Consider the following 26,724-nt stretch of genomic DNA (forward strand, 5'->3'; position numbering starts at 1 on the left):
AGCCATTTGAGAAAGCGCGGCTGCAAAAATAGTGATAAAGACCTACAAATCCAAGGAGTTAACAACCCTTTTTTACTATATCGGAATATTTGATCAATACTTTAAGATTATTTACAAAGTTCCAATTATAGGTATTAGAAACTATTTGGCGGGATTGCACTCCCTTATGAAGAAGGAACGCGAAATGAAACTGGTCATTCCAACCATTCACCTTGAGCAGGCCGGGTTCTGCCGGGCCGGGATAATATTTGCAGAATGAGGGATAATTTTCTGTATGTGACCGTAACAAGAAATGGTTGTGACAAGGAGCTGTATGAACATGAAGCGACTCATCCGTATCGGGCTCGCCCTCGCTCTGCTGGTTCAGATTCACGCCTGGCCGGCTGCCGCAGACGGGCCTGCCTTTCATTTCGGATTCAAGAAAAGCGTGAACGGCCAGCTGCCGTCCATTAACGAGGAAGGCTTCAAAGATATCGTCGACAAGCACGGCGCCATCTTCCTGGGGGACACGAGCAAAAAAGAGCTGTATCTCACCTTCGACAACGGCTATGAGAACGGATATACCCCACGTATTTTGGATACGCTGAAGGAAAAGAAAGTGCCGGCGGTCTTCTTCGTAACCGGTCATTATGTAACGAGCCAGCCGGAGCTGCTAAAGCGCATGGTCAACGAAGGGCATATCATCGGGAACCATTCCTGGAGCCACCCGGATATGACGACAGTGTCTTCCGAACAGATCCGGCAGGAATTGGATAAGGTCAAATCGGAGGTTACCCGGGTTACCGGCCAAAAGGAAATGGCGTACTTGCGGCCGCCGCGCGGCATTTTCAGCGAACGGACGTTGAAGCTGACTCGCGACATGGGCTATACGAACGTATTCTGGTCGCTAGCTTACAAGGACTGGGATGTTCATGCGCAGAGGGGCGCGCGCTACGCCTATGATAAAGTAACGAGCCAGCTTCACCCGGGAGCCGTCATTTTGCTCCACTCGATCTCGAAAGACAACGCCGAAGCGCTCGGTTCGATCATCGATGCGGCCAGACAGCAAGGGTACGAGTTCGTGCCGCTGGATCGCCTTCAGCGCCAGCCGGCCCCGGGGCCGGGCCCGCTACCGAAGCCGGGAACATAGGAACGGACCAACGAAGACCGATGTACTGCCGGTTTCACGCGGCGGGCATCGGTTTTTTCTATGCGGGAAGCCGTGTCCGGCACAGGGCCATCCGGCATCAGCCTTTTCATTTCACCGCTCGAATTCAGGATTGGCGGCCTTGTCCAATATTTGATAAGGTAAAGGTGTAAGTTCTTGATTGCTCTTATCCTGACGACAGGGAAGGAATGATGACGATGATTAGAGTAGCGATGGTCAGCTTCTGGCATGTGCATGCCAATGATTATGCCCGCCAGGCGGAGGAGCATCCGGATACGGAGATCGTGGCCGTCTGGGACGAGATTCCCGAACGGGGCCGGAAGGAAGCGGAGGCGCGCGGCGTCCCGTTCTTCGAATCGCTGGACGAACTGCTGAAGCAGGACGGCATTGACGCCGTCATCGTGGACACGCCGACCAACATGCACCGCGAGGTGATGGTGAAGGCGGCGGCGGCAGGCAAGCATATTTTCACGGAAAAGGTCGTAGCGGCGACGCTCCATGAAGCGAATGAAATCGTGGACGCGGCGAAGAAGGCCGGCATCGTCCTGACCGTCTCGCTCCCGCGGCTGAATGACGGCTACACCGAGGCGATTCAACAGGTGCTCGCGGAGGGGCTGCTCGGGAAGTTGACGCTCGTTCGCGTCCGCCTGTCCCATAACGGAGCGATTGCCGGCTGGCTGCCGGAGCATTTTTTCAATGCCGAGCAATGTCAGGGCGGAGCGCTGATTGATCTGGGCTGCCATCCGATGTATTTGACGCGCCTGTTCCTCGGCGAGCCGGATCGGGTCAGCGCCCACTACGGCTATGTCACCGGCAAGGACGTCGAAGATAATGCCGTCGCCGTGCTCCAATACGATAACGGCGCCCTCGGGCTTGTGGAAGCGGGCTTCGTGAACAGCTGCTCCCCGTTCACGATCGAGCTGCAAGGTACGGACGGAACGCTGCTGTACGGCACGCCGGAGAGCCGGCTGCTCGTGAGCAGCAGCCGCTTGGAAGCGCAGGTCGGCAGCGGCTGGGTCGAACGCGACATTCCAGCCAACCGGCCAAGCGCCTTCCATCAATGGGTGAGCCATATCCAGCAAGGCACGGCCGCTGATGCCAATATACATATGGCCCTCGAGCTGACCCGGTTGATGGAAGCGGCCAATCTGTCGGTCCGGCATAACCGGCCGATCCGTCTGGACGAGCTTCAGCCCTAATACGCAATAGGATCATCTATTTCCATAACAATCTCAATCACGCACGAGGAGGCGAGACGCATGTTGGTCGTTACGAATACGATTCGCATTAAGGCAGGTCACGGCAAGCAGGTCGCCGCACGGTTCGCAGAAGCGAAGGGCGTGCAGCAAATGCCCGGGTTCATCCGTCTGGAAGTATGGCTGGGCGAAGGCAAGGAAGGCGAAGAAGAGCTGAAGGTGTGCACCGTATGGGAGAATGAAGAGGCGTTCCGCGGCTGGACCTCCAGCGACGCCTTCCGCGAATCTCACCGCGGCGGCAGCGAAGCGAAGGAGTATATGCTGGGCGCTTCGTTGAACAAATATGACATGGTCGTCAGCCATAACGCCTGACGGCGATATATAGACCGCGATATCGACAGGGCAGCGCGCTTCCGGGCGCCTGCCCTGTTGTGCTGTCCTGATGTTCCGCCGGAGGCGTCATCGGCATATATGGGGCCGCTGCCGGGTACACATAAGTAGCCGCATATAAGCGAGGAGGTGGACGGATGTCCGTCAAGAAGAGATATGCCCTCTATGCTTCGGCGCTGCTCGCGTCGCTGCTGCTCGCCGCCGTCGGCTACGCCTGGAAAAGCGCCACTGTGTTCGAACCGGTCACCCGTGCGGAGCTGGGGACTGTCCAGGCCCAGATCGAGCTGGCGGCGAACCCGGCGGCGGTCCTGCAGCGCAATGAGCTGCGGATTACGCTTCAAGCGGCGGATGGAGCACCTGTCCGCGATGCCCGGATCGAGGCTGTACTCATCATGCCCGCTATGCTCTGCGGCACGTACCAGGTGAAGCTGGAGCAGACGGAGCCGGGCATCTATACGGGCGAAGCGGTTCCGCTCATGCCGGGAACCTGGCAGGCCGAAGCGTCGTTCGAGCTGGACGGCGGAACGTTCACGGCCATGCACCGGTTCGAGGCGATGCGATAAGGCTTCGTTCTTGCCGGCCTGGCCGTTGGCTATTCGTCTGCAGGACGCCCAGCCTGCGCCTGCCTACCACAGCCACGGATGGAGCGCCGGAATCCAGCCGTTCGCGGACAGCCCGCGCAAAATGCACAGCACGCCGATAACGGCGGCCACGAGCTGCCCGGCCTTCACGAGCCGGGCCCGGATGGAGCGCTTGATCGCGGCCGCGAACAAGCCAACGGCCAGCAGGGACGGGAAGGTCGCCAGACCGAATGCGGCCATAATCATTCCGCCTCCGAGGGCGCTGCCGCTGGCCGCCGCGTTGATCTGCATCGCGTAGGTCAAGCCGCACGGGATGAAGCCGAACAGCAGCCCGCTCGCCAGCACGGCCCGGAGATCCCCGCTTCCCCGCAGCCGCTCCATCCAGCGGCGGACGAGCGGAATCCGGGCCGGGCTTAGCCGCTCCAAGGGCAGTGCCACGCGGCGGAACGCCCACAGCAGGATGAGCAGCCCCCCCAGCATGCTGGCCAAGCCTTGCAGTCCCGCCCAACTGCCCGTCAATTCGAGGAAGCTGCCGGCGGCTCCCATCGCCGCTCCCATGGCCGTATAGGTCAACACCCGCCCCGCATTATAGGCGAGCACCGCCGCCAAGGCCGAGCCCTTCGCATTCCAGGCGAAGTTCATCACGATGCCGCCGCACATTCCAATGCAGTGCGGAGCGCTTAGCAAGCCGGTGACGGCAACCAGCCAGAGGCTCTCTCCGCTCACGAGGCCGCCCCCCTGCGCCGGCCCGATCGCTGCAGACGCAAGGCGTTGCCGACGACCGAGACCGAACTGAGCGCCATTGCCGTTCCGGCCATCCACGGCTCGAGCCAGCCCATGACCGCGAAGGGAATGGCGATGACGTTGTAGACGAGGGCGAAGGACAGATTTTGGCGAATATTGGCCATCGTCCGGCGGCTAATGTGCATTGCCTCCGGGATGCCGCTCAGGTCGCCGCGCAATAGATGAATATCTGCGGCTTCGCCGGCAATATCGCTCCCCTGCCCCATCGCGATCCCGATATCGGCGGCCGCCAGCGCGGGCGCGTCATTGATGCCGTCCCCTACCATCGTCACCGTCCGCCCATCCCGCTGCAGCCGGCTCACCCATTCGACCTTCTCCTGCGGCAGCACTTCGGCGGCGATATGCCCGATCCCGGCCTCTCTCGCGATCGCCTCGGCCGTCATGCGCTGATCGCCGGTCACCATCATCACCTCCAGGCCTAGCTGCTTCATCTGACGCACCGCCTCGGCCGAGGTCGTGCGCAGCGAATCGCGGATGGCGAGCAAGCCGGTGAGCCGGTCATCGACCGCTATCCCGATGACCGTCTTCCCTTCCCGCTCCAGCCCCGCGATTACGCCCGCATCCGCGCCATCGGCCTGAATCCCCTGCGGCTTCAGCCTGGCGTACGCGCCGAGGAAGAGGCGCTTCCCTTCCACCTCCGCCCGAATGCCGCAGCCGGGAATATTCGTGAACCGCTTCGCCTCGGGCACGATCAGCCGCTGGCGTTCGGCCGCCGCCGTGATCGCGCGCGAGATCGGATGCTCCGAGGGCTGCTCGGCAGCCGCCGCCCAGCGAAGCAGACTCCGTGCCGAGTGTCCGCCCAGCGGAAGGATATCGGTCAGCTCCGGCCTCCCCTCGGTCAATGTCCCCGTCTTGTCCAGCAGCACGACGTCCGTCTGATGGAGCTGTTCCATGAAGCGGCCTTCCTTGAACAGAATCCCACGCTGGGCAGCCCGCCCGGAGCCGACCAGAATCGAGATCGGAGTCGCCAGCCCGATGGCGCACGGACAGGCAATGACAAGCACCGAGACCGCGCATCCGAGCGCATGGCCGAAGTCCCCAGGCTGCAGCAGCGCATACCAGGCGGCGAACGTTAGGCCGGCAATGACGACGACAACCGGAACGAAATAGCTCGCAATCGTGTCCGCGAGGCGCTGAATCGGCGGCTTCGAATATTGGGCGTCCTCCATCAGGCGGATCAACTGCGCCAGTGTGGAATCGGAACCGATCCGCTGCGCTTCCACGGTAAGGGTCCCGTTCAAGTTCATCGTCCCGCTCATCACCTGCCCCCCGGCGCTTTTGTCGACCGGCATTCCCTCCCCGGTCATCATCGATTCGTCGACCGCCGAATGTCCGCGCATGATGACGCCGTCCACCGGGATCCGCTCCCCGGGGCGAATGACGACCTGATCGCCGACCCGCATCTCCTCTATCGGAATCCGTGTCTCCCGCTGCATCCGAATGACATGGACATAGTCCGCCTGCATCTCTTGAAGGCCGCGCATTGCGTGCATCGTCCGTTGGCGGGCCATCCCTTCGAGCAGCTTGCCAAGCAGCACGACCGTAATGATCATCGAACCGGTCTCGAAATAGAGCGGAACATGCTGTCCTGCGGCAGCAGGAGACTGGATCGCCTTCATGGCCAAGTAATGGCTGTAGAAGTAGGCTGAGGAGGTGCCGAGCGCCACCAGCACATCCATGTTCGCTCCCCGGTTCCGCAGCGCGTGGAAAGCGCCGAAGTAGAACGGCATGCCGATGATGAACTGAACCGGCGTAGCCAGAGCCAACTGGAACCAGGGCTGGAAGAACAGCTCCGGAACCCATACCGATGAGGTGAGCGAGTAGTGGGAGAACATCGTCCAGAGCAGGGGCAGCGTGAGCAGGGCCGAAGCGATGAAGCGGAGCCACAGCCCCTTCACGTCCGTGCCAAGATAAGAGCCGGCATCCGTATCCTTCCGAATGCCGAAGCCAAGCTGCACGACTTTGTCCTCGACCTGCCGCAGCTGCAGCCGGGCCGGATCCAGCTGGACCGAAGCCCGTCCGACCGCGAAATTGACGGACACTCCGCCGGTCCCCTCCATTCGCCGCAATGCCTTTTCGATTCGAACCGCACAGGCGGCGCAGTTCATGCCCGTAATATGCAGCGTATGCCGATTCCATGTCCCGGAGGAACGATTCGCCATGGAGTTCACCCCATTCCCTATGTACAGTACATTGTCCCATTACTAGAACCTATGCACGTCCCGTCCAAAATAGGATGGCCCGAAGGTGCTATCAACGAACTTCTGCCTGACGGAAGGCGGCCCATCGGAAAAGAGGGCGGCGGATCGATCGGTTCAAGGCGTAGAGAAGGGAGCTTGAGACGGACGGATGCCAAAGAAGCCGGTCAGGCTGACCGGCTTCCGCAAGTGATATAGGTTGATGCAATCTTAGGCAAGCAATCGGAACGCATGCGCGATCGGCGCCGATCCTGCCGCCGCCGCTTCCGGCAGCCGGATGGCAATGCCTTCCGCCGTGCGGGTGAATTCCAGTACGCCATCCGTGCCGATCAACTCGACAGCCGAGACCGGGTCGGTATACGGCAGGAATACTTCCGGCTCGACCGGCGTATTCTCGTTCGGATACAAATAGAATCCGTACGCGGTGTCTCCTTTGCGGGTGAATGCGGTCCGGCCCGTGAAATACGGCGCGCAAATGCGCGTGCCGTATACGGCCTCCCCGTTCACCTTCAGCCAGACGCCAAGCTCCTTCATCGAGCGGATCGCCCCTTCCGGAAGCCGTCCGTCCGGCTGCGGCCCGACATTCAGCGCCAGATTGCCGCCTTTGGCCACGACCTCCAGCAAGATGTGCGCCAGCTGCCGTCCCGTCTTATATTTGTCCTCATACCGGAAGGAGAACGACGTGCCGAGCGTAATGCAGCTCTCCCACGGCACCGTCATCGGCCCGGACGGAATCGTCTGCTCCGGCGTAATAATATTTTCGTATGGCCCCCCGATCGTACGGTCGGCGGACAGCAGCCACGGCTGGTGCTGGCGGGCGCGTTCGACCACCTCGCCGAGGCGGATATCCTGCCCTCGCGCCCCTTCATAGACCCAGCCTGCATCCAGCCACAGCACATCGATGCGGCCGTAGCGGGTCAACAACTCCATAATTTGATCATGCGTGAACTTCACGAATTGCTCCCACAGCCACGGATAGTCCTGCGGATGGTAGGAAGGCCCCCGCGATGTCGTCGTCCCGCGCTCCATTCCCGGCGCCCAATAATACGGGGAGTGCCAGTCAGCTTTCGAGAAATAAGCCGCGACGGCCATCCCCTTTTCCCGGAACGCTTCGAACAGATGCTTGCAAATATCCGCCTTCGGATGCCGGTGGAACGGCGTGTCCGGTCCCGTAATCCGGTAGTCCGTCGTATGGGTGTCCCACATGCAGAAGCCGTCATGATGCTTCGTCGTGAAGAGAAGATATTTGAATCCGTTATCCGCAGCCAGCTCTGCCCACAGTTCAGGCTGGAACCGAATCGGGTTGAAGGTTTTGTTCAAATCGAAATATTGGCGCTTCAGTTCTTCGCTGTCCACATCCCAGTCGATGCCGTCGCGCGACCAGTCCGCATCGGCGTCACTGAGCGCCCATGATTCCACGATCCCCAATTGGGAATATGGACCCCAGTGCATCATGAATCCAAGCTTCTGGTCCTTGAACCACTCCAGACGCTCCAGCAGCAGCGGATCGGTCGGCTTCACCCACTCCTCTTCCGCGCTGAAATTATGCACGCCCTGCTGCACAACTTGCTCTTCCTGTTCTTCATTCAACGTCTCTTGCGGCTGTCCAGCCTGTTCACTCATTTGTCTTGACCTCCCGCACATCATCTCTGCTTTATTGGATTGACCTATCTGCCTCTCATATATATTACAAACGCTTACAAAGTTCAATTGGTCAAATTCGCAGCGCTTGACCATTTTCGTCAACCGGGGCTTTCCGCCCTTATGTGGCGCGGATTTCGATGTTGTCCTGTCCGCTTTTGACGTTCATAATCGACATATTGCCGCCACACGGAGCAAATTGGGAAGAAAGCCGAAAACGATTGACTTCCAATTGAACAAGAGGTAATATATGGATCAATGCTATAGTGTGAAATAGTTCACAATTATGCTTATATTCGAGGGAGGGGTATGTATGGGTGTGCAAAAGAAGAAGGTCGCCGTCATCGGCGGCGGACCCGCGGGAATGGAAGCGGCATTAACCACTGCCCGCTATGGTTGCGAAGTGACCCTGATCACCGACAGCCATCCGGGAGACTGGAAAATGGCCGGAACCGCCGCCTGGCTTCAGGCCATCGCCAGCCTGTCGCCTTATGCCGGGATCGAGTCCTTGTCTCCCCGTCGCATCAATGAAGCCGTGCAGGACGTGATAAGCCGCAGCAGGGTTTCCGCGGCGGAGCAGCTGCGCGCGGCTGGCGTGGCCGTTCAACACGGGCGGGCCTGCTTCCAGTCCGCGCAAATCTTGACGGTTGCGCAGGAGCAGAGGGAACCCATGGACATCCATGCCGATCTCATCTTCATCGCCAATGGTGCCCGGCCGCACTTTCCGGAAGCGATGAAGCCCGACGGGAGGCAAATCTACTCCTATACGACCCTTACGGATATGGAGCGGCTTCCCGCCTCCGTCATCGTTGTCGGAGATGGTCCGATCGGCTACGAAGCGGTCAATCTGTTCTCCCGCTTCGGCGCTCAAGTCGACTGGCTGGTCGAGGCCAACGGGCCGCGCTGCTTTTTCGATCCGGATATCGACGCGTGGCTCACTGGCATATACCGCCGGCGGAAGGTGAACATCCGCTCCGGGGAGCGCGTCAAGGCGATTCATAAGCAGGACGGCCGGGTGACAGCCATTCGAGAAGACGGAACGGAGCAGGAAGCGGAAGCCGCCTTCATCACCTTGGGATTCCGGCCGAATGTGGATCAGTTGAATATCGAAGCCGCCGGGTTGACGATGAATGGATACGGTTCGGTGGACTGCAACCCGTTCGGGCAGACCGCAATCCCGTCCATCTATATTGCCGGGGATGCGCAGCGGACGATTGCGGGCGTCTATTCGATCACCATGGCGAGAACGGCTGCGCTTCATGCCGTCGGACGTTCGCCGGAACCGGTCGATGTCCGGACGATACCGTTCGCCTTCAATGATGCGCCCGAGGTCGCCACGGTCGGCATGACAGATGCGGACGCCACTGGCATTCATAGCCGGGTAGTGCACTATAATACGGAACGGAACGGCAAGGCGTTCCTGCAGGGAGAGACGGAAGGCTTCCTCAAGCTGCTGTGGAATGATGAGGGCCGCATCGTCGGGGGAACGGCGGTCGGCCTGCAGGCCAAGGACATCATCTCCACCGTCGCCATGATGATCCGGTTCAAGCTGGGCATCGGCGACTGCCAATTGTTGATTGGGGCGCATCCGAGCGCTAGCGAATTCCTCGTCCACACCCTTCATGCCATTCATGATCAGCACGCTGGCGTCCAATCGTGAACGAGGAGCCCGGATTTGCAAGAGGGATCGGCCGCGCTCCCTCTGCTATCCCTCTCGCTCAGCCTGCTGCCATGCCGCATGGAATTCGGCAACGGAAGCATAGCGGCAGGCCCGATTCGGAGCTACGGCGCGGCAGGCCGCTTCATAACGGGCTTGCCCTGCTTCCCACCGCTCATAGGAACGGTCAGGCTCCCCGCCCAGCAGCGCGAATGCCATCGCTCCCATATTGAATACATTCGTCCGCTCATCAATAGCGGCTCCGAGCTCGAACTCCTCCGGCGACATAAAGCGCGAGGAGCCCCACATTCTGCCCATCGTATTCGTGTACGGCTTCCTGGCGTACATATCGATATCGCAGATCGTCATCGCATGGCGCTGAAAATCGTAGAGCAAGCTGCCGTCATAAAAATCGATCGCGACATATCCGCAAGCCTCTACGTGGGCATGGAACGCCAGAATCGCCTCCATCGCTGCCACCTTCTGCTCGATCGGGAGTTGTCGGAACCGGTAGAAGGGAGATTCCGGGTGGGTATATTTGGCAGGCGGCGGGAACGATTCATGCGGATGGAGACTCTCCCCCTCCACCCAATCGAATACGGCGGCATAGCCGTCTCCCGCGCGGAAATGCTCCCGGAGTGCAATCAGATGCGGATGCCGCAATTGATCATACAGCGGCATCGCCTGCTCCAGCCGGGCGATCGCATCCCGCGGATCCCCCGCATAGCGGACAGGGCGCGCACCGGCATACTTCACGAAGCGCCGGATACCGTCCCGTTCGATGCCGAAGGACAGATTGCCCGAATCCTGCTGGTCGAACACGCAAAATACGCGGCCCAGCTTCCGCAGCCAGGAAAAATCATGCTCCTGCTTCACATGAAAAGAAACGTCATCCACTTGTACCGTTGTTGCTTGTTGTGCTTGTTGTGTTTGTTGTGTTTGTTGTGTTTGTTCAGTCACTAGAATCCTCCCCGGTATGTATCAGCTTGGCCATCATATATTCATCCACGAATTGATCGTCCACCCGCAACGAGTGGCTTAATGTGCCTTCGATCCGAAAGCCCCGCTTCGTATATAAATGGATGGCCCGTTCATTATGCGTCATGACCGTCAGTTGGAGCCGGTGCTTACCGTTCGCCGCCGCCCAATTCTCTACTTGTTCCAGCAGGCGGCAGCCTAAGCCTTGGCCCGTATAATGCTGCAGTATGCCAATAACGACAGACACCGCATGTCGGGCCCGCTTCAGGCTGGAGCCGATGCCGGCCGCAAACCCGGCGACGTCTCCCTGATCGGTGACGGCCAACAGCATAATCGAATCTTTCGATTCGTGCAAGCTCGCGAACCGCCGGGCTTGATCTTCCGGGGTAAGGCTGCGCTCCCCGGGTTCATAGAGCATGAACTTCGTCTCCTGATCCAGTCGGGCGCAAAAATCAATAAAGGCCTGGGCATCCTTCGCTTCCGCTTTTCGGATGAACATGGTTTCACCTCCTTCGTATGATAACAATATTGAAGCTCTGGTAAGATTGAGCAAAAATTAACTATATAGAAATATGTTCAGTGTTCACAAAATGTTCACTTATGTAGGTGTTTCCAGGATCGCTATAATAACATGGTGTTATCAAGAAAGGGTGATGATAGAGATGGCTGACAATTTACGCGTAGAAACAAGACTGCCTAGAAACGCAAAAGAGAGCATACTATTTTTATTGATTATTTCAATCATTTCCGTAAACACTATCCCTCCGATCATAATGGGGTTGGAGCGCGGCTTCAGTATAGAGGTGTATCTTGATACGCTAAAGATGATTCCGTTTATGTGGATTATCGTTGTTTTACTGGTAAAGCTGGTCGCAGGACCGTTAGTCGGTAAAGTGATGCCAAAATTCGTGGGACAGACAGATGGATTTAATGCCAGAGTTTTATGGACTACTTTATTGAATGTTACGGTCTTATCTATTCTTCTTACCATTATAGGAGCTTGGGTCGGTACGAAAAAAATAAGCCTCGAACCGTTTCAACACTTTTTCCACATCTGGCCTAGAAACTTTGGTGTCGCATTTTGGATTGAGCTGTTGATTGCACAGCCAATAGCAAGATTTGCAATGAAAAAATTACATGCAAGACAAGCGCGTCAAGCAGAAAGCGGAAACTCGTAACCCGAAGCAGATAAATTTCTGTTTGCTGCAGAGTGTTCCCCAAAATAAAAAATTTCTTTATTGCCGATTGATTCATATAAAAATATCAGTCGGTTTTTTTATGAATCATCCACCACTCATGGAATAATGAGATAAATGTCTGTCAAATAGTGGACACTGTTCCGAGAAAGAGTTATCCTTCATTCTCTCTCCACCACCCCATATATGGTGCCAAGGAGAGCTAGTGAACCTATATATGGACATTTGAGCTTATTCGTTCAATATCCCCCTCATGTCCACATTTGTATGGACAATTCCGTCGCATGTCCACTCAGAGAGTACAAATTACGCGCTAAATGTTTCTTTTGCTATCCTTTCAACATGAAAGGATAAAAATCTGTACAAGCCTATGATAGACTATGATTATTATATTTGGAAAATATGTTTATTAAAAACGGGGAAAGACAGTTTGTTCATCCCCTCCCCAATCTTAGGAGTGAAATATATTCATGATCGTTCCCAAACAAGATTTTGAAGCGGATGGAGTCGCCTATACGATTCGATCAGCCACCGCTGCCGATGCGGGGGTGTTATCCGCCTTGCGGGTGCAGATCGACGGAGAGACCGAGTTTTTAGACAGAGAACCGGGAGAAGCGTTCATTGATGCCCCCGGTTTTGAACAATTGATAAGAGCCGATTCCGAAAAGAAAAGAAACATATTTTTAGTCGCGGTCGTTGAAGGTCGGATCGTCGGGTTTTCGCGATGCGAGGGAAGCCAATTACGACGATTCTATCACAAAGTAGAATTCGGCGTATGCGTGCAACAAGAATTCTGGGGATACAGCATCGGAAAAAATCTGCTTAAACAATCGATGGCTTGGGCCGACTCCAATGGCATTACCAAAATCGCGTTGAATGTGTTAGAAACCAATGAGAAAGCTATCGCCCTTTATAAGAAGCTGGGCTTTGAAATCGAAGGGATATTAAAAAACGACAAGATTCTGTCTGACGGCCAATACTATAACACCATAGTGATGGGAAGATGCAGGGAGTGATGGGAGGGGAACCTTGACCGTTCCTCTCGAATCAGCTTCCTGATCATTTCTAATTGCGGATCGCGTCCCTGCACGAGATCTTCGTATGTGGTCGGAACGTAGATGTCCGGCTGCAAGGCATCTTCATATCGATTTTTTAACGTCGTATATGGCCGTTCAATCCACTTATAGGAAATCGACAAGCGTAGTTTTGATTCGGGAAGTTCTAATAAAATAATGCTGCCATAGGAACTGGGCTTGCTCCCGGAAGGCTCGCCAACAATAAGCCCCAAGTTATTGTCGGAAATATTAACCGCAAAATTTGTTGCCGCACTGTATGTTTGAAAGGATGTGATGACATAGATCTTGCCGTTGAAGCTATACTCATGACTTGGTATGGAAATCATTCCTGAATCCAGACTCTGCATCTCCTCTGTGCCAAAGGGGAAATCGTATGTATATTGGCTAGTAAACGTAGAATACCGATTTACTGTCTTAAAATCACGGTAGGAGTCTACATTCAAAAATGACATTATGTAATTTTCCACTAACGTTGTCCCGCCAGGGTTGAAACGCAAGTCAATGGCCACATGATTCACTTGTTCTCTTTTGACATCGATGAAAAAGTCCCGAATCACAGACTTCGTTGTTTGGTCTAACGCAGCGAAGCTATCGATATACAAAACCGCCAGATCATCTTCTTTGGAAATAGTATAATCCAATCGATCCCTGGTCAGATAAGGGCTTGCAAATTTCAGCATTTTTTTCATTTGCAGCTTCCCCTCTATGACCTCATTCCCCCGCTCCACGACGAGTTGAACTTGGTTTCCCTCTATCAAGCCGAAATATTGAAGATAGGGAAGCAACGTGAATATACTATTCAAATTGACTCTTGACTTAAGCGAGTATACATTGTCAACTGAAAAAAAGGCGCGGAACATCGTGAGTAACTCTTGTTCATTTTTTCCACCGAATTCGATGACTTTGTCCCCCCTATGCAACCAGCCTGAACTTGATGTAACATAGATGCCATCTTCCAGCCACGCATAAGAAAACGGCAAGTTATCCATCCTTGGACCATCAGAGATCTGCATCGCTGTATGCCCATCTTGAAGCGCATTCATCACTTGTTGCGTTAGAACTGGACATTGTCCACGTATTGTACATCGTTATAAGCTTTTCGGAATGCCTGCTGTACTTCTATAGGCACACCTCCGTAAGTTTTGGGATGAACTTCTGTTACAATCTCCTTCAAATAGTCCAGATCCCTTGTCATTTGTTCGCTGGTTAGCTGAACAGGATGGTCTATGTTCCTATATGGGTTACTTGTCTTAGCGTTTCCAAGCGGTAACAACAATAAAATCACGCTTAGAAGCAACAGTAGTCTTTTCCTATCGTGCACAAAAAGTCACCTCAATGAAAGCGGTATACGCTCCTGTTGGCGTTCCTCTCGAATCAGCTTCTTGATCATCTCCAGTTGCGGATCGCGTCCCTGCACGAGATCTTCGTATGTGGTCGGAACGTAGATGTCCGGCTGCAAGGCATCTTCATAGTGATTTTTTAGCGTCGTGCCAGGCCGTTCAATCCACTTAAAAGAGATAAATAGTCTGAACTTAGATTCGGGGAGCTCAAATGAAAGAATATCGCCATAGGAAGTTGGTTTGCCTCCTGGCGCTTCCCCCACAATCATTCCGATTCCATTATCCTTTACTACTGTTGCCAGGGCCGTAGCGGCACTGTATGTATTCAGGGAAGTAATGATATATAGCTTGCCTGTAAAAGTATTTTCATGAGTTTTTACCGGTATAGGATCGCTTTCGAAATATAGCATTTCATCTTTATCAATAGGTTTTCCTGTTACGCGCTGACTTACAACCGTAGAATAACGAACGGCTGTCTTCAAGTTACGGTATGAGGGTATTTCCAAAAATGAAAGTATGTAGTCTCCAAACATCGTGCTTCCGCCATCATTGTAACGCAAATCAATCGCTACATGATGCACTCCTTCTTTCCTAACCGTTTCAAAAAAGTTTTGGATAACTCTTTTGTTGTATTCATTGAATGGAGAAAAGCTGTCAATACGAAAAACAGCCAAGTCATCTTCTTTATACACTTGATACTCGAACAGCTTACTTTCAGGATAAGGTTGATTGGTTCTTAACTGAATATCCACTTCCCCGAGAATGATTTTACCGCTGCGTTCTACTGTAACTTGGACTTTATGGCCGTCTGCCAGACCAAAGTATTCCAGGTAGGGGCCTATTGTAAGAATACGTTCCGTGTTTGTCCTTCGTTTGAGATCATGCACATTATCATACGAGACGAAGCTTTGCAGCATTTCGATCAGCTCTTGCTCGTTTTTGTCGCCGATTTCAATGATTTTGTCCCCCTTGTGCAACCAGCCTGAGCTGGATGTTACGTAAAGGCAATCTTCAAGCCATTGATATGTAAAAGGCAATTGCTCAATAATTTTCTCGCTTGGCCTCAAAATAGAGGAGTGCCCATCCTTCAAGCTATTCATCACCTGCTGTGTCACAAAGTAAAACTGCCACACATTGTCTATCTGTTCAATTTCGCGATACGCTTGCTGCATCGCCTGACGTATTTCCGGCGGGACACCTCCATAGGTTTTCGGATGTACCTCCGTAATCATTTTCTGCAAATAGTCTAGGTCTTTTTTCATTTGCTCTTTGGTTATTTTATAGTAATGTTCGATGCCTTGATAACGGTTTCTGGTTTCTTGAGGGGAACTGACAATAATTAACACACAGATGACCAGTAGGAAAAGGCCGTAAATAGCGTATGTTCTTATGGAATGCATAATTCACCTCATATTCTACAACAATGTATATTAACCTTATTTATAGACTAAAGCAACGCGAAAGGAGGGAACTTCCGCGTTGCATTCTCTTTTCGTATTCTATTTAAACATGGGGTCGGCCCGTGGGCTACATACTTGGCCAAAGCAATGAGATGGGCAAGTTTTCATAGTACAAATATGTGTTTCACAATTACCATTACATGTTTTTTTCTCATAGTAACCACAAATTATTAAAATAGGACAACTTGGGCTACTTGCATCTGCGGCAGGCAAAACCAAATAATCCATCGTACTCCCCCCAAAAATTTAATTAATCGGAACGGCTGCTTTAAAACAATCAAGGTTTATAACTTCATCTGCAAAGGCCGACATGCGACTATCATGAGAAATGAGAATCACGATCTTGTTTTCTTTGATTTCAAGAAGCACTTCTTTGATTTTCTCCACCGATTTGGTATCTAACGCAGTTCTGCTTTTCATTGTCTTTGATTGCTTCAATAACTCGCTCCAATTCAAATGTGCGGATAAAGGCAGGGTAATCTGTCTGACTTAGGTTCTCTATAAAAGGTTCCAGCAAGCAAGGCTCCTGCTCGATGACACCGATCAATTTGCTTCTCAGATTATATTTATCAAGTGATTCCAAATCGTTGCCCTCAATCATGATTTCCCCGTCGTAATCTTCATGTATTCCTAGCAAAGTATTGATCAATGTGGACTTTGCGGTACCATTCCTCCCAACCATACAATATATTCCACCTTTTTTCAAAGCGGAAATCAATATTAGAAATAATAGGTTGATTTGACGGATTATAAAAAATGGACATGTCTTTGATTGTTATATTCTCGATGGAGCTGAGCTTAATCGGCCCATTTTTCTCTTTTCGTACGTTCAGATGCTTCTCGATTCTATCCATAGAAACCAAGGCTTCTTGATACTTTTTTCCGACATCGAAATAAAACTGAACCGAGTTGATTAGCATATTCACATAAGTTGTAATGATGACAAACTCTCCAATGCTTAATCTATCTCGAACGATTTCAATGCCCCCCTAAAAAGGTAACTACGAAATTGATGGTCACAAAGATAAACGTATTTCCGCTGCTGTAAAAGTTTATAACTTTAATATATTTCATAAGCGTTTGAAAAAAGCGGTTAAAGCTCTCGGTTAACGATTTCTCGCATGCTATTGAACCGTCACATTGCCCTTGTACATATTGCCTGCCGGGCTTCTTGTGTTTTGTATGGCGGTGGCCGTCGCGTTGCCGTAGGCCCCGATGACATAGACGGAAGGATCGGTCAGGTAGAGCGTATTATGCGAAAATTCGTTGTTGATGCCCCAGCCCGATACCACCTGGTGAACCTGAAAAGCATCGGCGATATGGCTGTTGCCGTTCTGGTAGCCAATATTGTTGCGGATGACGGCGTTGTTGCCTTTCACGTCGATGAAGCTGTCGGCATAGTTCGCCCCGCTGATGCCTTCGCCGTAGAAGGTGCAGTTCTCTACCACGGTGCCGATCGTTCTCTCCTTGATGTCAACATGCTCTGCGGCGACGTTAGGCCCGAAGACGACATTGCGAATCGTATTGTAATGCGTGTTCGGGTTGTAGCTGGCCCCTTCCGCCGATCCGACATAGACGCCCTCGCCGTAGCCGGGCCCGGTTATGCCCGTGTCGTGAATGCGAGAGTTCTGAATGGTGCTGTAGGACGATCCGTCGCGGAAATGGACCCCCTCAAATCCCGTCTCATAGACCTCCACATCGGTGATGATCGTATGATTCGAATGGTCCAAAATGATTCCTTTCTGCGCATTGGTGAATTTGAGATTGCTGATGACCCAATAATCCCCGCGAATGCGCAGGCTGTAGCCGGAACCGACGGCATAACCGGACAGTACAGCCGGATTAGCGGGATCCTCGCTCTCGATCCGGATCGGCTGGCTCGCGGTCCCGTTCACATCAGAGGAGAAGCTCCCCGTATAGGTGCCCGGAGCCAGCACGATCCGCGCGCCCGGGGTAACCTTCTTCAAGGCGCTCTGCAGGCATGAAGTGGTTCCGCAGGCGATCACCTCATCGGCGGCCTTCCCGGCCGGCACGCTGCCTGATTCGGCATGGGCGGTTCCTATCGTGGCGAATACACTCACGAGAAGCAGGATGGCCCATCCGGCTCTTCTTCTCCTTCTCGGCTTGCGCCCGCATCCGCTGCTTGTTGTCGTCATCATTGAACATCCTCCTTTTTTTACAAGTGACCTTATTCCCAGCATAGAGTTTAACCGCTTTAATTATATAATGTTCAACCGGCGCAAATCATTCCTGCGGATTGATTTTATGAAGCGTTTTTTGCTTTTTCTATACCGTTTGCAAAACAGGAGAAAACGAATTAAGATAAGATAGAACTCGATGGTTATTAATAGTACTATAAGGTTCTATCACGTTGCGCAGCTTGATAATCTCCCCGGTCCAACCATCGCAAGCTGCTCTAGCCCAGGTTGCTGAGCCAAGAGGTCAAGCATGTGGGCAAGACTACATCATGTAATGTCGCATTTATACAGGAGGATTCTAACCATGATAAGACAAGCTATGGAGCAATCCATTCAACGAGCGGTGGACCGTCACGCCTTCAGCGGAACGATTCTCGCTGCCAAGGAAGGAGAAGTCATCGTCCGTGAAGGATACGGAATGGCCAATGTCGAGCTGGAAGTGCCGAACACGCCCCAGACCGTATTCCGTATCGGATCCGTCACGAAGCCGTTGACCGCGCTCGCCATGATGCAATTGGCAGAGCGGGGCGCATTACGCCTGGAGGATCCGGTGAGCCGCTATCTGCCGTCCTTCTCTCAGGGTGAGCGGATCACGATCAAGCATCTGCTGTCCCATTCCTCCGGGCTGCCGAACTATACGAGTGCGGAGAATGCGGCGGCGGCTCTCGTCCGTCCCGCTACCGTGGACGAGCTGATTGCGCGCTTCGCGAATGAGCCGCTGGAATTCATTCCTGGCGAACAGTTCAGCTACTCCAATTCCGGTTATGTATTGCTCGGGAAGCTGATCGAAGAGGCCAGCGGCCAGCCCTATGCGGAATATATGAGACAGCATATTTTCACCCCTGCGGGCATGGACGATACGGGCATGGACGACAATCGTTCTATCGTCAAGCGGAGAGCGGCCGGCTATGAGCCGGACGAAGACGGCTCGTTCCGCAACGCGTCCTAAATCAATATGTCGAACAGCTATGCCGCGGGCGGCATGTACTCCACGGTCGACGATCTGCATGCATTGGAGCGGGCTCTCTCCTCGGGTCAGCTCGTCTCCGCGTCTGCGCTGGGGCAGATGCATACCCCGCACAGCGGGGATTACGGATTAGGCTGGTTCATCCTGCCGCCTGACCGTCAGCTCATCTATCATCACGGCGGGATCAACGGCTTCACGGCTTCCTTCATGTGCCTGCCGCAGCAGCAAGCCGCCGTCATCGTGTTGAGCAATGTCGCCTGGTCCGTCACATCCGAGCTTGCCCACGAGCTCGCCACGATGTTGATGCCGCACTAGTCTCTTCGACAGACAGCCCAAAAAAACCAGATGGACAGGTCTGGTCTTTTTGGGCTTCCGCTTCTGGCCTCACTTGCGCTCCCCTGTGAACCAATTATGGAACCGCTACATAACATACGGTATACGGACATCTCTCCATAGGGACAGGATTCTTATTTTTGCCATTGAGCTTGCGGGCTCGCCACGCCTTCGATCTTGCGGGCCGTAACGACAATTTGCTGTGGCGGAGACGGTACTCTCATGTTATTCACGACCTCTATCGTTCTGCCAGGCTTGGAATTAAGCCGATTCACCGAATTGCAGAAACACATCAGCGGTCACCTCCATTTCTCTTACCTCGGTCTATTATATGCAGTTGGAAGAGAGAAGGACTGGACAGGCTGGTATCACGCATTCATGAAGGAGGACCTGGCATGGACGAGTTGACCTGGATTCAGCTGGTCGTTCTGGCGCTGGCATCGTTCCGCCTGACCCATCTTATCGTCTATGACGATATTACCTGGCCGCTGCGGGCGCCCTTTATGACTGTCACCTACGTGCCCCAAGACAATGGAACCGTCATCCGGCAAGTCGATATCCGGGGCACGGGCTTCCGGCACTGGATGGGGACGCTGCTCAGCTGTCATTGGTGCACCGGCATATGGTGCGCGGCTTTTCTCACCGCCCTGTACTGGTACGTGCCGGCATCATTCCCTCTGCTGCTGATGTTAGCCGTCGCCGCAATCGCCGCTCTTATCGAGCAGTTCGTGCTTAATCGATTGTAGATGGCAGCAAGCCAGCCCGCAGGGCGCTCTAACCGGTCAATTGGACCGGTTTTTTGCATGCCAACAAGCCGGATCGAACTGTAGTCAAGTTCAATCCGGCTCCCGTGGCTCCATCGTTTTCGGGCAACAACCTGAGATCATTCCGCATCAACAAGGGTATATTGCGGGCTCGTGAGCTTAATCTTCCCATTCAATCCAGAAGTCACGTACACCTTGTTATTTTCCATAATGAACATGCCTTCAACATCAGGCGTCTGCTCCAAATAGGCCAGCCCCTCCTGCAACCCCTTCACAATCGCTGCCGTAGACAGCGCATCGCCTGCTGTGGCGGTCCCGCCGATAATAGTCACGCTCTTGATCCCGTTCTGCGTCGGTGCTCCCGTTGAGGGATCCAATATATGATGATATCGAATCCCGTTGTCTATGAAGTAGCGTTCATAGACGCCGGATGTGCCGATCGTCTCATCTCGAAGCTGAACAATGGCAATCTGCTCCCCTCGCTCCCGGTCCGGGTCTTGCAGCCCGATACGCCACACATCTCCTCCAGGCTTGCTGCCAATCGCCATAATCGTGCTGCCGCCCAGATCGATAATCGCGCTGCCTACCTTCTCCTGACGCAGGTAGTCAGACACCAGATCTCCCGCGTACCCTTTGCCAATCGCTCCAAGATCGATGGACATGCCTGCCTTTGCCAACTTGATCGTCCTATTTTTCTCATCCAATTCAATGTCCCTATAGTTAACTAGCGACTTGGCCTGCTCAATGAGATGGTCAGCAGGGGGATGCTGCCCGCCAGCTCCGATCCTCCACAGCTTGACCAGCGATCCGATACTCGGATCGAAAGTCCCCTCCGTAGCTTGGGCGTACTCTACGGACTTTTTCACCAGATCGAAGGTATCTTGCGAGACTTTAATCGCTTCTTTTCCTGCGGCTGAATTCACCCGGGAGATTTCACTCTCCGGATTGCTCATATTGATTTGCTGATCGATTCGATCCAGAAGCTTTTCGATGTCGCCAAGATGCTTCTCCGCCGCTTCATCACCATACAACTTCAATTGAATCACCGTATCGAATTTAAGAAAGGTCTTGGTCACAGGCGGATCTTTCTTGCTTGAGTCAGAGCCGTTGGCCCATAGAAAATATCCAATTCCGGACATTACGAACAGCAGAATTGCCGCCCCTATCATCTTCATCTTTGTACTGTTCGTCATATTGCTGAACCCCCCTTACGAAGTCTGGCCATGAAAATCATGAAAAATTATCGTCGATAAGGCATATCGATGTATGTGATCGATATCACCCAACGGTCCGCATTCGCCTATATCGCCCGTCGCACAATGCATTTCCAATGTATGTTGTGCTTCATATTCTTTTGTATTTCCAAGAAACTTCGATTACAATTGCCCGTATATATATGCATTGTCACATTATACCAACTAGCAGGAAAGCAAGGAGGTCTTGGAATGAATCCGATTGCAATCGTCCGCTATCGGCCGGAGTATGCGGCTGGAGTAGCAGAGATGTGGAACCGCAGCCAGGAGGGCTGGGGCGGTGGAGATACGATTCGTACGGCAGAAAGGGTGCGGACGGAAGAAGAAGGATCGGACGCGCTGGAAGTCTATCTTGCCCTGGATCAGGATGCCGTGGTCGGGTACTGCAGCCTGTTCGAATACCGCGAGGATACCGGAGCGCTCTATATCGGACTGCTGAACGTGAGGCCGGATTATCATGGCCGGCGAATCGGCAAGATGCTGGTCCGCGAAGCGTTGGATGCGACGGTGCGGTTAGGCTGGCCTCGCCTCGATCTCTATACATGGGCCAGCAATACGAAGGCCGTTCCGCTGTATAAGCGATGCGGTTTTTTCTGGGAGGATCGGGAAGATACGACCCACCTGATGAACTTCATGCCTACCGTATTAAATACGGAAGCGCTCTCCGCTTATTTCGATGACATCGACTGGTACGAGGACTCGACCCGGGAGATCGAGATTAAGCCGGATGGCCGCAAGGATAACGGCTTTGATTATTTCGCATATACATGGGAAAAGAACGGCGCCTCGCTGCGCGTCGAATTTGAACGCACCGGAAGAGGCATCCGGCTCATCGAGACCGACGATTTTCTCATCAGCGCCCAAGCGGAGCAGGCAAAGCCGGTCTTCGGCCGTTCTTATACGATAGAGTACCGGATCGTGAACAAATCGGGCCGCCCGCTCCATCTCGATCTGCGGGGCGAGAACGACCGCAATATTCAATTTGACTGGGAGCATCAGGCCGAAGTGGAAGGCGAAGCGACGGTCCGGGCGAGCTTCTTCGTCGGCCCTGTCGAAGAGGAGCAAAGCGTATGGCGGACATGCCCCCGCGTCACGACTCGGATGCGCATTAACGGGAAGGAAGTCCTGTTCCACATTGGCGTCATTCCCCGCTTCCCTGCCCAGCTCGCTTGGAAGACGCCGAGCCCCAGCGCCTACCCGGCCATTGGCGGCACCTTCTATGTGGACATCGAGAACAACTTCGCGGAGGCGGCTGCATTTCGCTTCACGCTGCCTGACAGTCCGATGCTGGCCTTGGGGCGACATGAATTCGAGATCCCCCTGGAGGCGAACGAACGGACTTCCATCCCCGTCCCTTATCAGGTCCGCCAGTATGGCTTCTATTCGCAGCAGGTCGAAGCCGAGGCTCGGCTGGCCGATGGAAGCGTCATCCCGTTCACGAGAACGATCGGAGCCGGCTTCAGCGGTCCCGGCGCCGCCTTCGCCGGCGAGACGGAGAAGCATTGGCAGGTGTTCCACGGACATTTCTCCATCAGATTCAACAAGGAATGGAACGGCTTCGGGCTTCTCTGTCCCGGGATGACAACCTACGCCGAATTGGGCTTCCCGAAGCTGGGCAAGCCGTTCTCCACAGAATTCTCGAAGAAGAAGCCGGTATCGATACATCCGATCCGGGAGGAAGGCGCCGTCGGATTGTCGCTCCGCTATCAATCGGCATCGTTTCCGTCGGTATTCTTGACCGTGAACCTCCTTCTGTATGGGGAAGGAACCGTCGCCTATTGGCATGAAGCCGAGAATACCGGCGCCCATCCTGTCGCCGACCTGTATGTGAGCCAACTGCTGCGCTTCGGACTGCAAGGCGCCGTCCTGCCCTACAACGGCAAATATATCGCGCTGAACGATATCACGGCTAGCGAATTCAGCTACTGGGAAAGCCGCAACATGACGGAGTCGTGGGTGTTCATCCAGCACGGCAGCGTCCCTCTCGGCATCTGCTGGCCGAAGACGCATCGCGTGCGTATCGAGAGCTGGTGCATCAGCCTGGAAGCTTCGCTCGGAAGTCTGGGGCCGGGAGAGAAGTCCGCAACGGAGCCCCTCCATCTGACGATGGGCGGATATACAGACTGGACCCGCTTCCGCGCCTTCGCGATGCAGGAGCCGGATATCCGTTCCGATCTCCGGCTTACCGATCCGATCGAGCTGATTATGAACAGGAATAATCCGGTGCTCCGCTCGAATCTGAACATGACAATCCGGGATCACCGATTGGTGCAGAGAGAGGGAACGATCTCGGTTCAACTGCGCAGGGAACCGGACGCAGCTGCACGGCCGTTGGACATCGATGAGTCCGGGATCACGGAATGCAGCCTTCCGGCGCCGCAGCAGAGCATGGAGGTCGTCGATGCGGTGGTTCATCTGCCAACGCATGACGTGAAGCGAAGCTCTGTCGTGCTGGTGCCGTCAGATGAGCCGATCCGATTCGAGCGGCAAGAGGGACAAGCCGGACCGGTCTATTCGGCAGACAACGGCGTGCTGCGGGTGGCGGCGTCCCCTTCCTTCTACCCCGCTCTTCACTCGCTGCAAGCAGGCGGCGAGGAATGGCTGTCCAGCGGATATCCGCTGCACGCGCCGAGATCATGGTGGAATCCGTATATCGGCGGTCTGAAGTACGATATCGGCGGCCTGAGCCCGCTCTCGGTCCTGAAGGAGAGCAGCACGGTGGAATTCGTTACCCGGCGGGACAGCTCCGATAATGAATGGCAGGGCTTGAAGCTTACGCTGGACGTCCGGCAGCATGATACCTATAAAGGCTTGAAGCTGCACCAATATTTCCTGATGCTGTCCCGCGTGCCTGTGCTGTGCGCATTTTCCGAAATCGAGCAGGAGACGGGCCTCAGTCTCGATCAACTGGTCTGGGACACATCGATGTTCATCCAATCCGGAGATTCGCAGGGAGGCTTGCGGGTGTCCGTGAAGGACCATGACGGGTCCGACCGCACATTCCGTCCCGGCAAGGGAGAGCTCGAAATTCCGGAAGCGCGGCATCTCGTCTTCGGAGCGGATAACCGGGAGCAGCAGCTTCATGTCATGATGGATGCGAGCGAGCGCTATCCGCTCGTCTATGCCAACAATGAGATATGTCAGGTAGAGTACAATCGCGAACGGCACATCCCGAACGGAGCCTGCGTCCGAATAGAGCCGTTGTTCCTGCTGTTCTCCCCTGACCGTATCGAATTCGAAGCCTTGGCTTCATTACAACAGATCCGGTTCCCGGACGAGAGAGGAAGTGGAGCGAATGAAGATCATTGACGCCCATATGCATCTGTCCCATATTCAGGAGTTCAAGGCGACCGCCGCGGAGAAATCATTCGTTGATTATAGCCTGGACGGGATTCTGAAGGAATACCGCGACAACAATGTCGTGCTCGGCATCGGTATGGGACTGACCGAGACGAAGCCGGGAGGCTTCCCGGATGAGGAAGCGGTGACCCCGATGGGGCTCGACCTGGTGGAGGCGCTGCCTCCCCAGCTCGTCTATTGCCTGGGCATTAATCCTTACCGCCTCGGCACGCAAGAGCTCGAAGCGCTGGAACGCGATCTGCAGAAGCCGGAAGCCGTCGGTCTCAAAATCTATCTGGGCTATTATCCCTTCTATGCCTACGACAGCGTCTATCAGCCGGTCTATGAGCTGGCCGCCGCCTATCGCGTCCCGGTCGTGTTCCATACGGGCGATACGTACTCGGAGCGCGGGCTGCTCAAATATTCGCATCCGTTGACGATCGACGAGGTGGCCGTCACGCACCGGAACGTCAACTTCATGATGGCGCACTTCGGCGATCCTTGGGTGCTGGACGGAGCGGAAGTCGTCTACAAGAACCGGAACGTCTTCGCCGATCTGTCCGGTCTCATGGTCGGCGACACCGCCAATTGCAATCGGCTCAAGGACTCGCCCCTGTTCTTCGCCCATCTGCGCCATGCCGTAACCTATTGCGATCATTACGACAAGCTGCTGTTCGGCACCGATTGGCCGCTCGCTCCGGTAGAGGCCTACATCCGGTTCGTCCGGGAGCTGATCCCGGCGGAGCATCATGAGGATGTATTCTACCGGACGGCGCTGAACGTATTTCCAAAGATCAGGCCATTCCTGGAACACGAAGGCCATGCGTCGCGCTAGCCATGGAGCAGGTAGCAGGAGGGGGGGCGCGCCGGTTACCGCTTCGGGGGCGCGGCTTCAACCGGAATGAGGGAGCTTCCAAAAATGCTGCGTAGCTGCAGCAATTTTCATCATTTAAGCTGATATTTGATGGAATTCCTGCACAGATGCATCTTTTCGCTGAATTTCCCTTATTTGTAACCAATAAGGCTAAAAATCCTGCGTTTTCGCAGGAATTCTATTTAGGCATAGACTCAGGCAGCCTAATCCTGCAGTTTTACAGTATTATTGGGCATGCCAAGAGATGAACTCCCGCTTAACCAGGTGAACCAAACGAGTCAGGTGCCCTGATGAGCCAGATAGCCAGACAACGAACGAAGACTGCCCCTCGGGCAGTCTTCGGCTCATTCTCGCGCTATAGCTATAGCATCACTCTTGCTCATATCTGCTCCATTGAGCTATGGCATCACTCTTGCTCATATCTGCTCCCGATGGCGGAGCTTCCTGGCGTATTCCTCCGGCGACACGCCGACGAATGCCTTGAAATCCTTGATGAAATGGGCCTGATCGTGATAGCCCAGATCCGCCGCCAGGGCAGCCCAATCCGGCACGGCGCCGGCGGCCGCCATCCCTGCCGCCTCGTGAATGCGGCTGCGCTGGATGACCCATTTCGGCGATACGCCGACATAGTGCAGGAACAAGCGCTGCAGCGAGCGCGTATGAAGCGAGAACCGCTCCGCCAGCTCCTGGACGCGGGTAATGTCCCGGCCGTCCACGACCGTCTCGATAATCCGATTGACGAGCTTCACGTTGTCCTCCGCTTCCGGCAGCCGCTCGCGGAGGAACCCGTCAATGATTCGGCTCATCGCCTCCCCGTCCTCTAAAGCGAACAACGCTTGCTCCATCGGGCCGCTGTCTATCCCGAACACGTCGCGGAAGGGCAGCGTGTGACCGGCGAGGCGTGACATCGGCTCGCGGTACAAGGGATAAAATCCCGCCGGCTGGAAGAGCACCCCGGCTACCCGTCCCTGTCCTTCCAGCACCCGCTGGGATCTTCCGGACACAATGCCGTACACGGCCGTGTTGTCCCGCTCGAATACCAGATTCACCCCGGGATGCTGAAGCACCTCCTGCACATAGGGAGGCTGGCCGCGCAAATCCCAGGCAATCATCCAATAATGCTTGACGAAATGACGAAGGTCAGGCGCCGGAAGATGGCGGGTAATGCGGAATTTCTGTTCGCCGGCGGCGGCATACAGCATGCCTCTGACGTCCGGCTCGCGGTTCGGCTTCGTATCCATCGTTCACGCTCCCGTTCCAAGATAAGACGCGGTATTCGCACATCGCATTTATCGCATTTTTACAATACCAATCCATGAGGTTCTGCTATAG

General features: G+C 54.4%; 21 protein-coding genes and 1 pseudogene. 11 read left to right on the forward strand and 11 right to left on the reverse strand.

The features are described from left to right. Positions 1-319: 319 nt before the first annotated feature. From pdaA to NNL35_RS22700, 4 genes are all read left to right on the forward strand, one after another. Positions 320-1,129, forward strand: a complete 810-nt coding sequence (gene pdaA, locus NNL35_RS22685) for a delta-lactam-biosynthetic de-N-acetylase (RefSeq protein ID WP_006674893.1) — start codon at positions 320-322, stop codon at positions 1,127-1,129. A 215-nt stretch (positions 1,130-1,344) separates the two neighbouring features. After that, entirely contained in the window at positions 1,345-2,346 is a 1,002-nt protein-coding gene (locus NNL35_RS22690) for a Gfo/Idh/MocA family protein (RefSeq protein ID WP_006674894.1), read from the forward strand. A 60-nt stretch (positions 2,347-2,406) separates the two neighbouring features. Further along, positions 2,407-2,715, forward strand: a complete 309-nt coding sequence (locus tag NNL35_RS22695) for an antibiotic biosynthesis monooxygenase (protein WP_006674895.1) — start codon at positions 2,407-2,409, stop codon at positions 2,713-2,715. Between the two features lie 155 nt (positions 2,716-2,870). After that, the gene (locus NNL35_RS22700; protein WP_006674896.1) at positions 2,871-3,296 is read left to right on the forward strand and encodes a FixH family protein; all 426 of its coding nucleotides are present in this window, start codon (positions 2,871-2,873) and stop codon (positions 3,294-3,296) included. A 63-nt stretch (positions 3,297-3,359) separates the two neighbouring features. Here NNL35_RS22700 and NNL35_RS22705 read toward each other — a convergent pair whose 3' ends face one another. The 3 genes from NNL35_RS22705 to NNL35_RS22715 all read right to left on the reverse strand — a co-directional run bounded on the left by NNL35_RS22705 (position 3,360) and on the right by NNL35_RS22715 (position 7,939). Then, entirely contained in the window at positions 3,360-4,040 is a 681-nt protein-coding gene (locus NNL35_RS22705; protein ID WP_006674897.1) for a sulfite exporter TauE/SafE family protein, read from the reverse strand. Next, entirely contained in the window at positions 4,037-6,280 is a 2,244-nt protein-coding gene (locus NNL35_RS22710) for a heavy metal translocating P-type ATPase (RefSeq protein ID WP_006674898.1), read from the reverse strand. Before NNL35_RS22710 ends, NNL35_RS22705 begins: the two co-directional genes overlap by 4 nt. A gap of 246 nt (positions 6,281-6,526) precedes the next feature. Then, on the reverse strand, positions 6,527-7,939 hold the full coding sequence (locus tag NNL35_RS22715) for an alpha-L-fucosidase (RefSeq protein ID WP_006674899.1): 1,413 nt from the start codon (positions 7,937-7,939) through the stop codon (positions 6,527-6,529). 331 nt (positions 7,940-8,270) lie between these two features. Here NNL35_RS22715 and NNL35_RS22720 point away from each other — a divergent pair, with 331 nt between their 5' ends. Beyond that, positions 8,271-9,617, forward strand: a complete 1,347-nt coding sequence (locus tag NNL35_RS22720) for an FAD-dependent oxidoreductase (protein WP_006674900.1) — start codon at positions 8,271-8,273, stop codon at positions 9,615-9,617. A gap of 45 nt (positions 9,618-9,662) precedes the next feature. Here NNL35_RS22720 and NNL35_RS22725 read toward each other — a convergent pair whose 3' ends face one another. Beyond that, entirely contained in the window at positions 9,663-10,574 is a 912-nt protein-coding gene (locus NNL35_RS22725) for a protein kinase family protein (protein WP_050979354.1), read from the reverse strand. Next, a complete protein-coding gene (locus tag NNL35_RS22730) occupies positions 10,567-11,091 on the reverse strand; it encodes a GNAT family N-acetyltransferase (protein WP_006674902.1) in 525 nt (174 codons plus the stop codon). The genes NNL35_RS22725 and NNL35_RS22730 overlap by 8 nt, the downstream gene beginning before the upstream one ends. Positions 11,092-11,254: 163 nt before the next feature. Between NNL35_RS22730 and NNL35_RS22735 the strand changes: the two genes are divergently transcribed. Continuing rightward, the gene (locus NNL35_RS22735; protein WP_006674903.1) at positions 11,255-11,770 is read left to right on the forward strand and encodes a DUF2798 domain-containing protein; all 516 of its coding nucleotides are present in this window, start codon (positions 11,255-11,257) and stop codon (positions 11,768-11,770) included. 488 nt (positions 11,771-12,258) lie between these two features. Then, positions 12,259-12,804 (forward strand): GNAT family N-acetyltransferase, encoded by a 546-nt coding sequence (locus NNL35_RS22740; RefSeq protein ID WP_006674904.1) that lies wholly within the window; start codon positions 12,259-12,261, stop codon positions 12,802-12,804. Here the strand turns inward: NNL35_RS22740 and NNL35_RS22745 are convergent. The 4 genes from NNL35_RS22745 to NNL35_RS22760 form a co-directional block, all read right to left on the reverse strand. Further along, a complete protein-coding gene (locus tag NNL35_RS22745) occupies positions 12,768-13,853 on the reverse strand; it encodes a S41 family peptidase (protein WP_158000420.1) in 1,086 nt (361 codons plus the stop codon). The genes NNL35_RS22740 and NNL35_RS22745 overlap by 37 nt on opposite strands. A 338-nt stretch (positions 13,854-14,191) precedes the next feature. Then, positions 14,192-15,604 carry a S41 family peptidase gene (locus NNL35_RS22750; RefSeq protein WP_006674907.1) on the reverse strand — a complete coding sequence of 471 codons (1,413 nt, stop codon included), beginning with the start codon at positions 15,602-15,604 and terminating at the stop codon, positions 14,192-14,194. A 418-nt stretch (positions 15,605-16,022) separates the two neighbouring features. Further along, positions 16,023-16,382 (reverse strand): ATP-binding cassette domain-containing protein, encoded by a 360-nt coding sequence (locus NNL35_RS22755; RefSeq protein ID WP_337999284.1) that lies wholly within the window; start codon positions 16,380-16,382, stop codon positions 16,023-16,025. 406 nt (positions 16,383-16,788) lie between these two features. After that, entirely contained in the window at positions 16,789-17,823 is a 1,035-nt protein-coding gene (locus NNL35_RS22760; protein WP_006674909.1) for a right-handed parallel beta-helix repeat-containing protein, read from the reverse strand. A gap of 358 nt (positions 17,824-18,181) precedes the next feature. Between NNL35_RS22760 and NNL35_RS22765 the strand changes: the two are divergent. Continuing rightward, a pseudogene (locus NNL35_RS22765) lies at positions 18,182-19,144 on the forward strand (serine hydrolase domain-containing protein). Between the two features lie 413 nt (positions 19,145-19,557). Next, entirely contained in the window at positions 19,558-19,908 is a 351-nt protein-coding gene (locus NNL35_RS22770; protein ID WP_006674913.1) for a DUF1360 domain-containing protein, read from the forward strand. Between the two features lie 137 nt (positions 19,909-20,045). Here NNL35_RS22770 and NNL35_RS22775 read toward each other — a convergent pair whose 3' ends face one another. Further along, positions 20,046-21,119 carry an FAD:protein FMN transferase gene (locus NNL35_RS22775; RefSeq protein ID WP_006674914.1) on the reverse strand — a complete coding sequence of 358 codons (1,074 nt, stop codon included), beginning with the start codon at positions 21,117-21,119 and terminating at the stop codon, positions 20,046-20,048. Positions 21,120-21,371: 252 nt separating this feature from the next. On the opposite strand from NNL35_RS22775, the gene NNL35_RS22780 reads away from it, so the two are divergent. Next, positions 21,372-24,488 carry a GNAT family N-acetyltransferase gene (locus tag NNL35_RS22780; RefSeq protein ID WP_006674915.1) on the forward strand — a complete coding sequence of 1,039 codons (3,117 nt, stop codon included), beginning with the start codon at positions 21,372-21,374 and terminating at the stop codon, positions 24,486-24,488. Continuing rightward, positions 24,475-25,353, forward strand: a complete 879-nt coding sequence (locus NNL35_RS22785) for an amidohydrolase family protein (protein ID WP_254553751.1) — start codon at positions 24,475-24,477, stop codon at positions 25,351-25,353. The genes NNL35_RS22780 and NNL35_RS22785 overlap by 14 nt, the downstream gene beginning before the upstream one ends. Before the next feature lie 455 nt (positions 25,354-25,808). Here NNL35_RS22785 and NNL35_RS22790 read toward each other — a convergent pair whose 3' ends face one another. Continuing rightward, entirely contained in the window at positions 25,809-26,633 is an 825-nt protein-coding gene (locus tag NNL35_RS22790; RefSeq protein ID WP_006674917.1) for a helix-turn-helix domain-containing protein, read from the reverse strand. Between the last annotated feature and the right edge of the window lie 91 nt (positions 26,634-26,724).

The sequence above is a fragment of the Paenibacillus dendritiformis genome (genome assembly GCF_945605565.1).
GTDB lineage: Bacteria > Bacillota > Bacilli > Paenibacillales > Paenibacillaceae > Paenibacillus_B > Paenibacillus_B dendritiformis_A.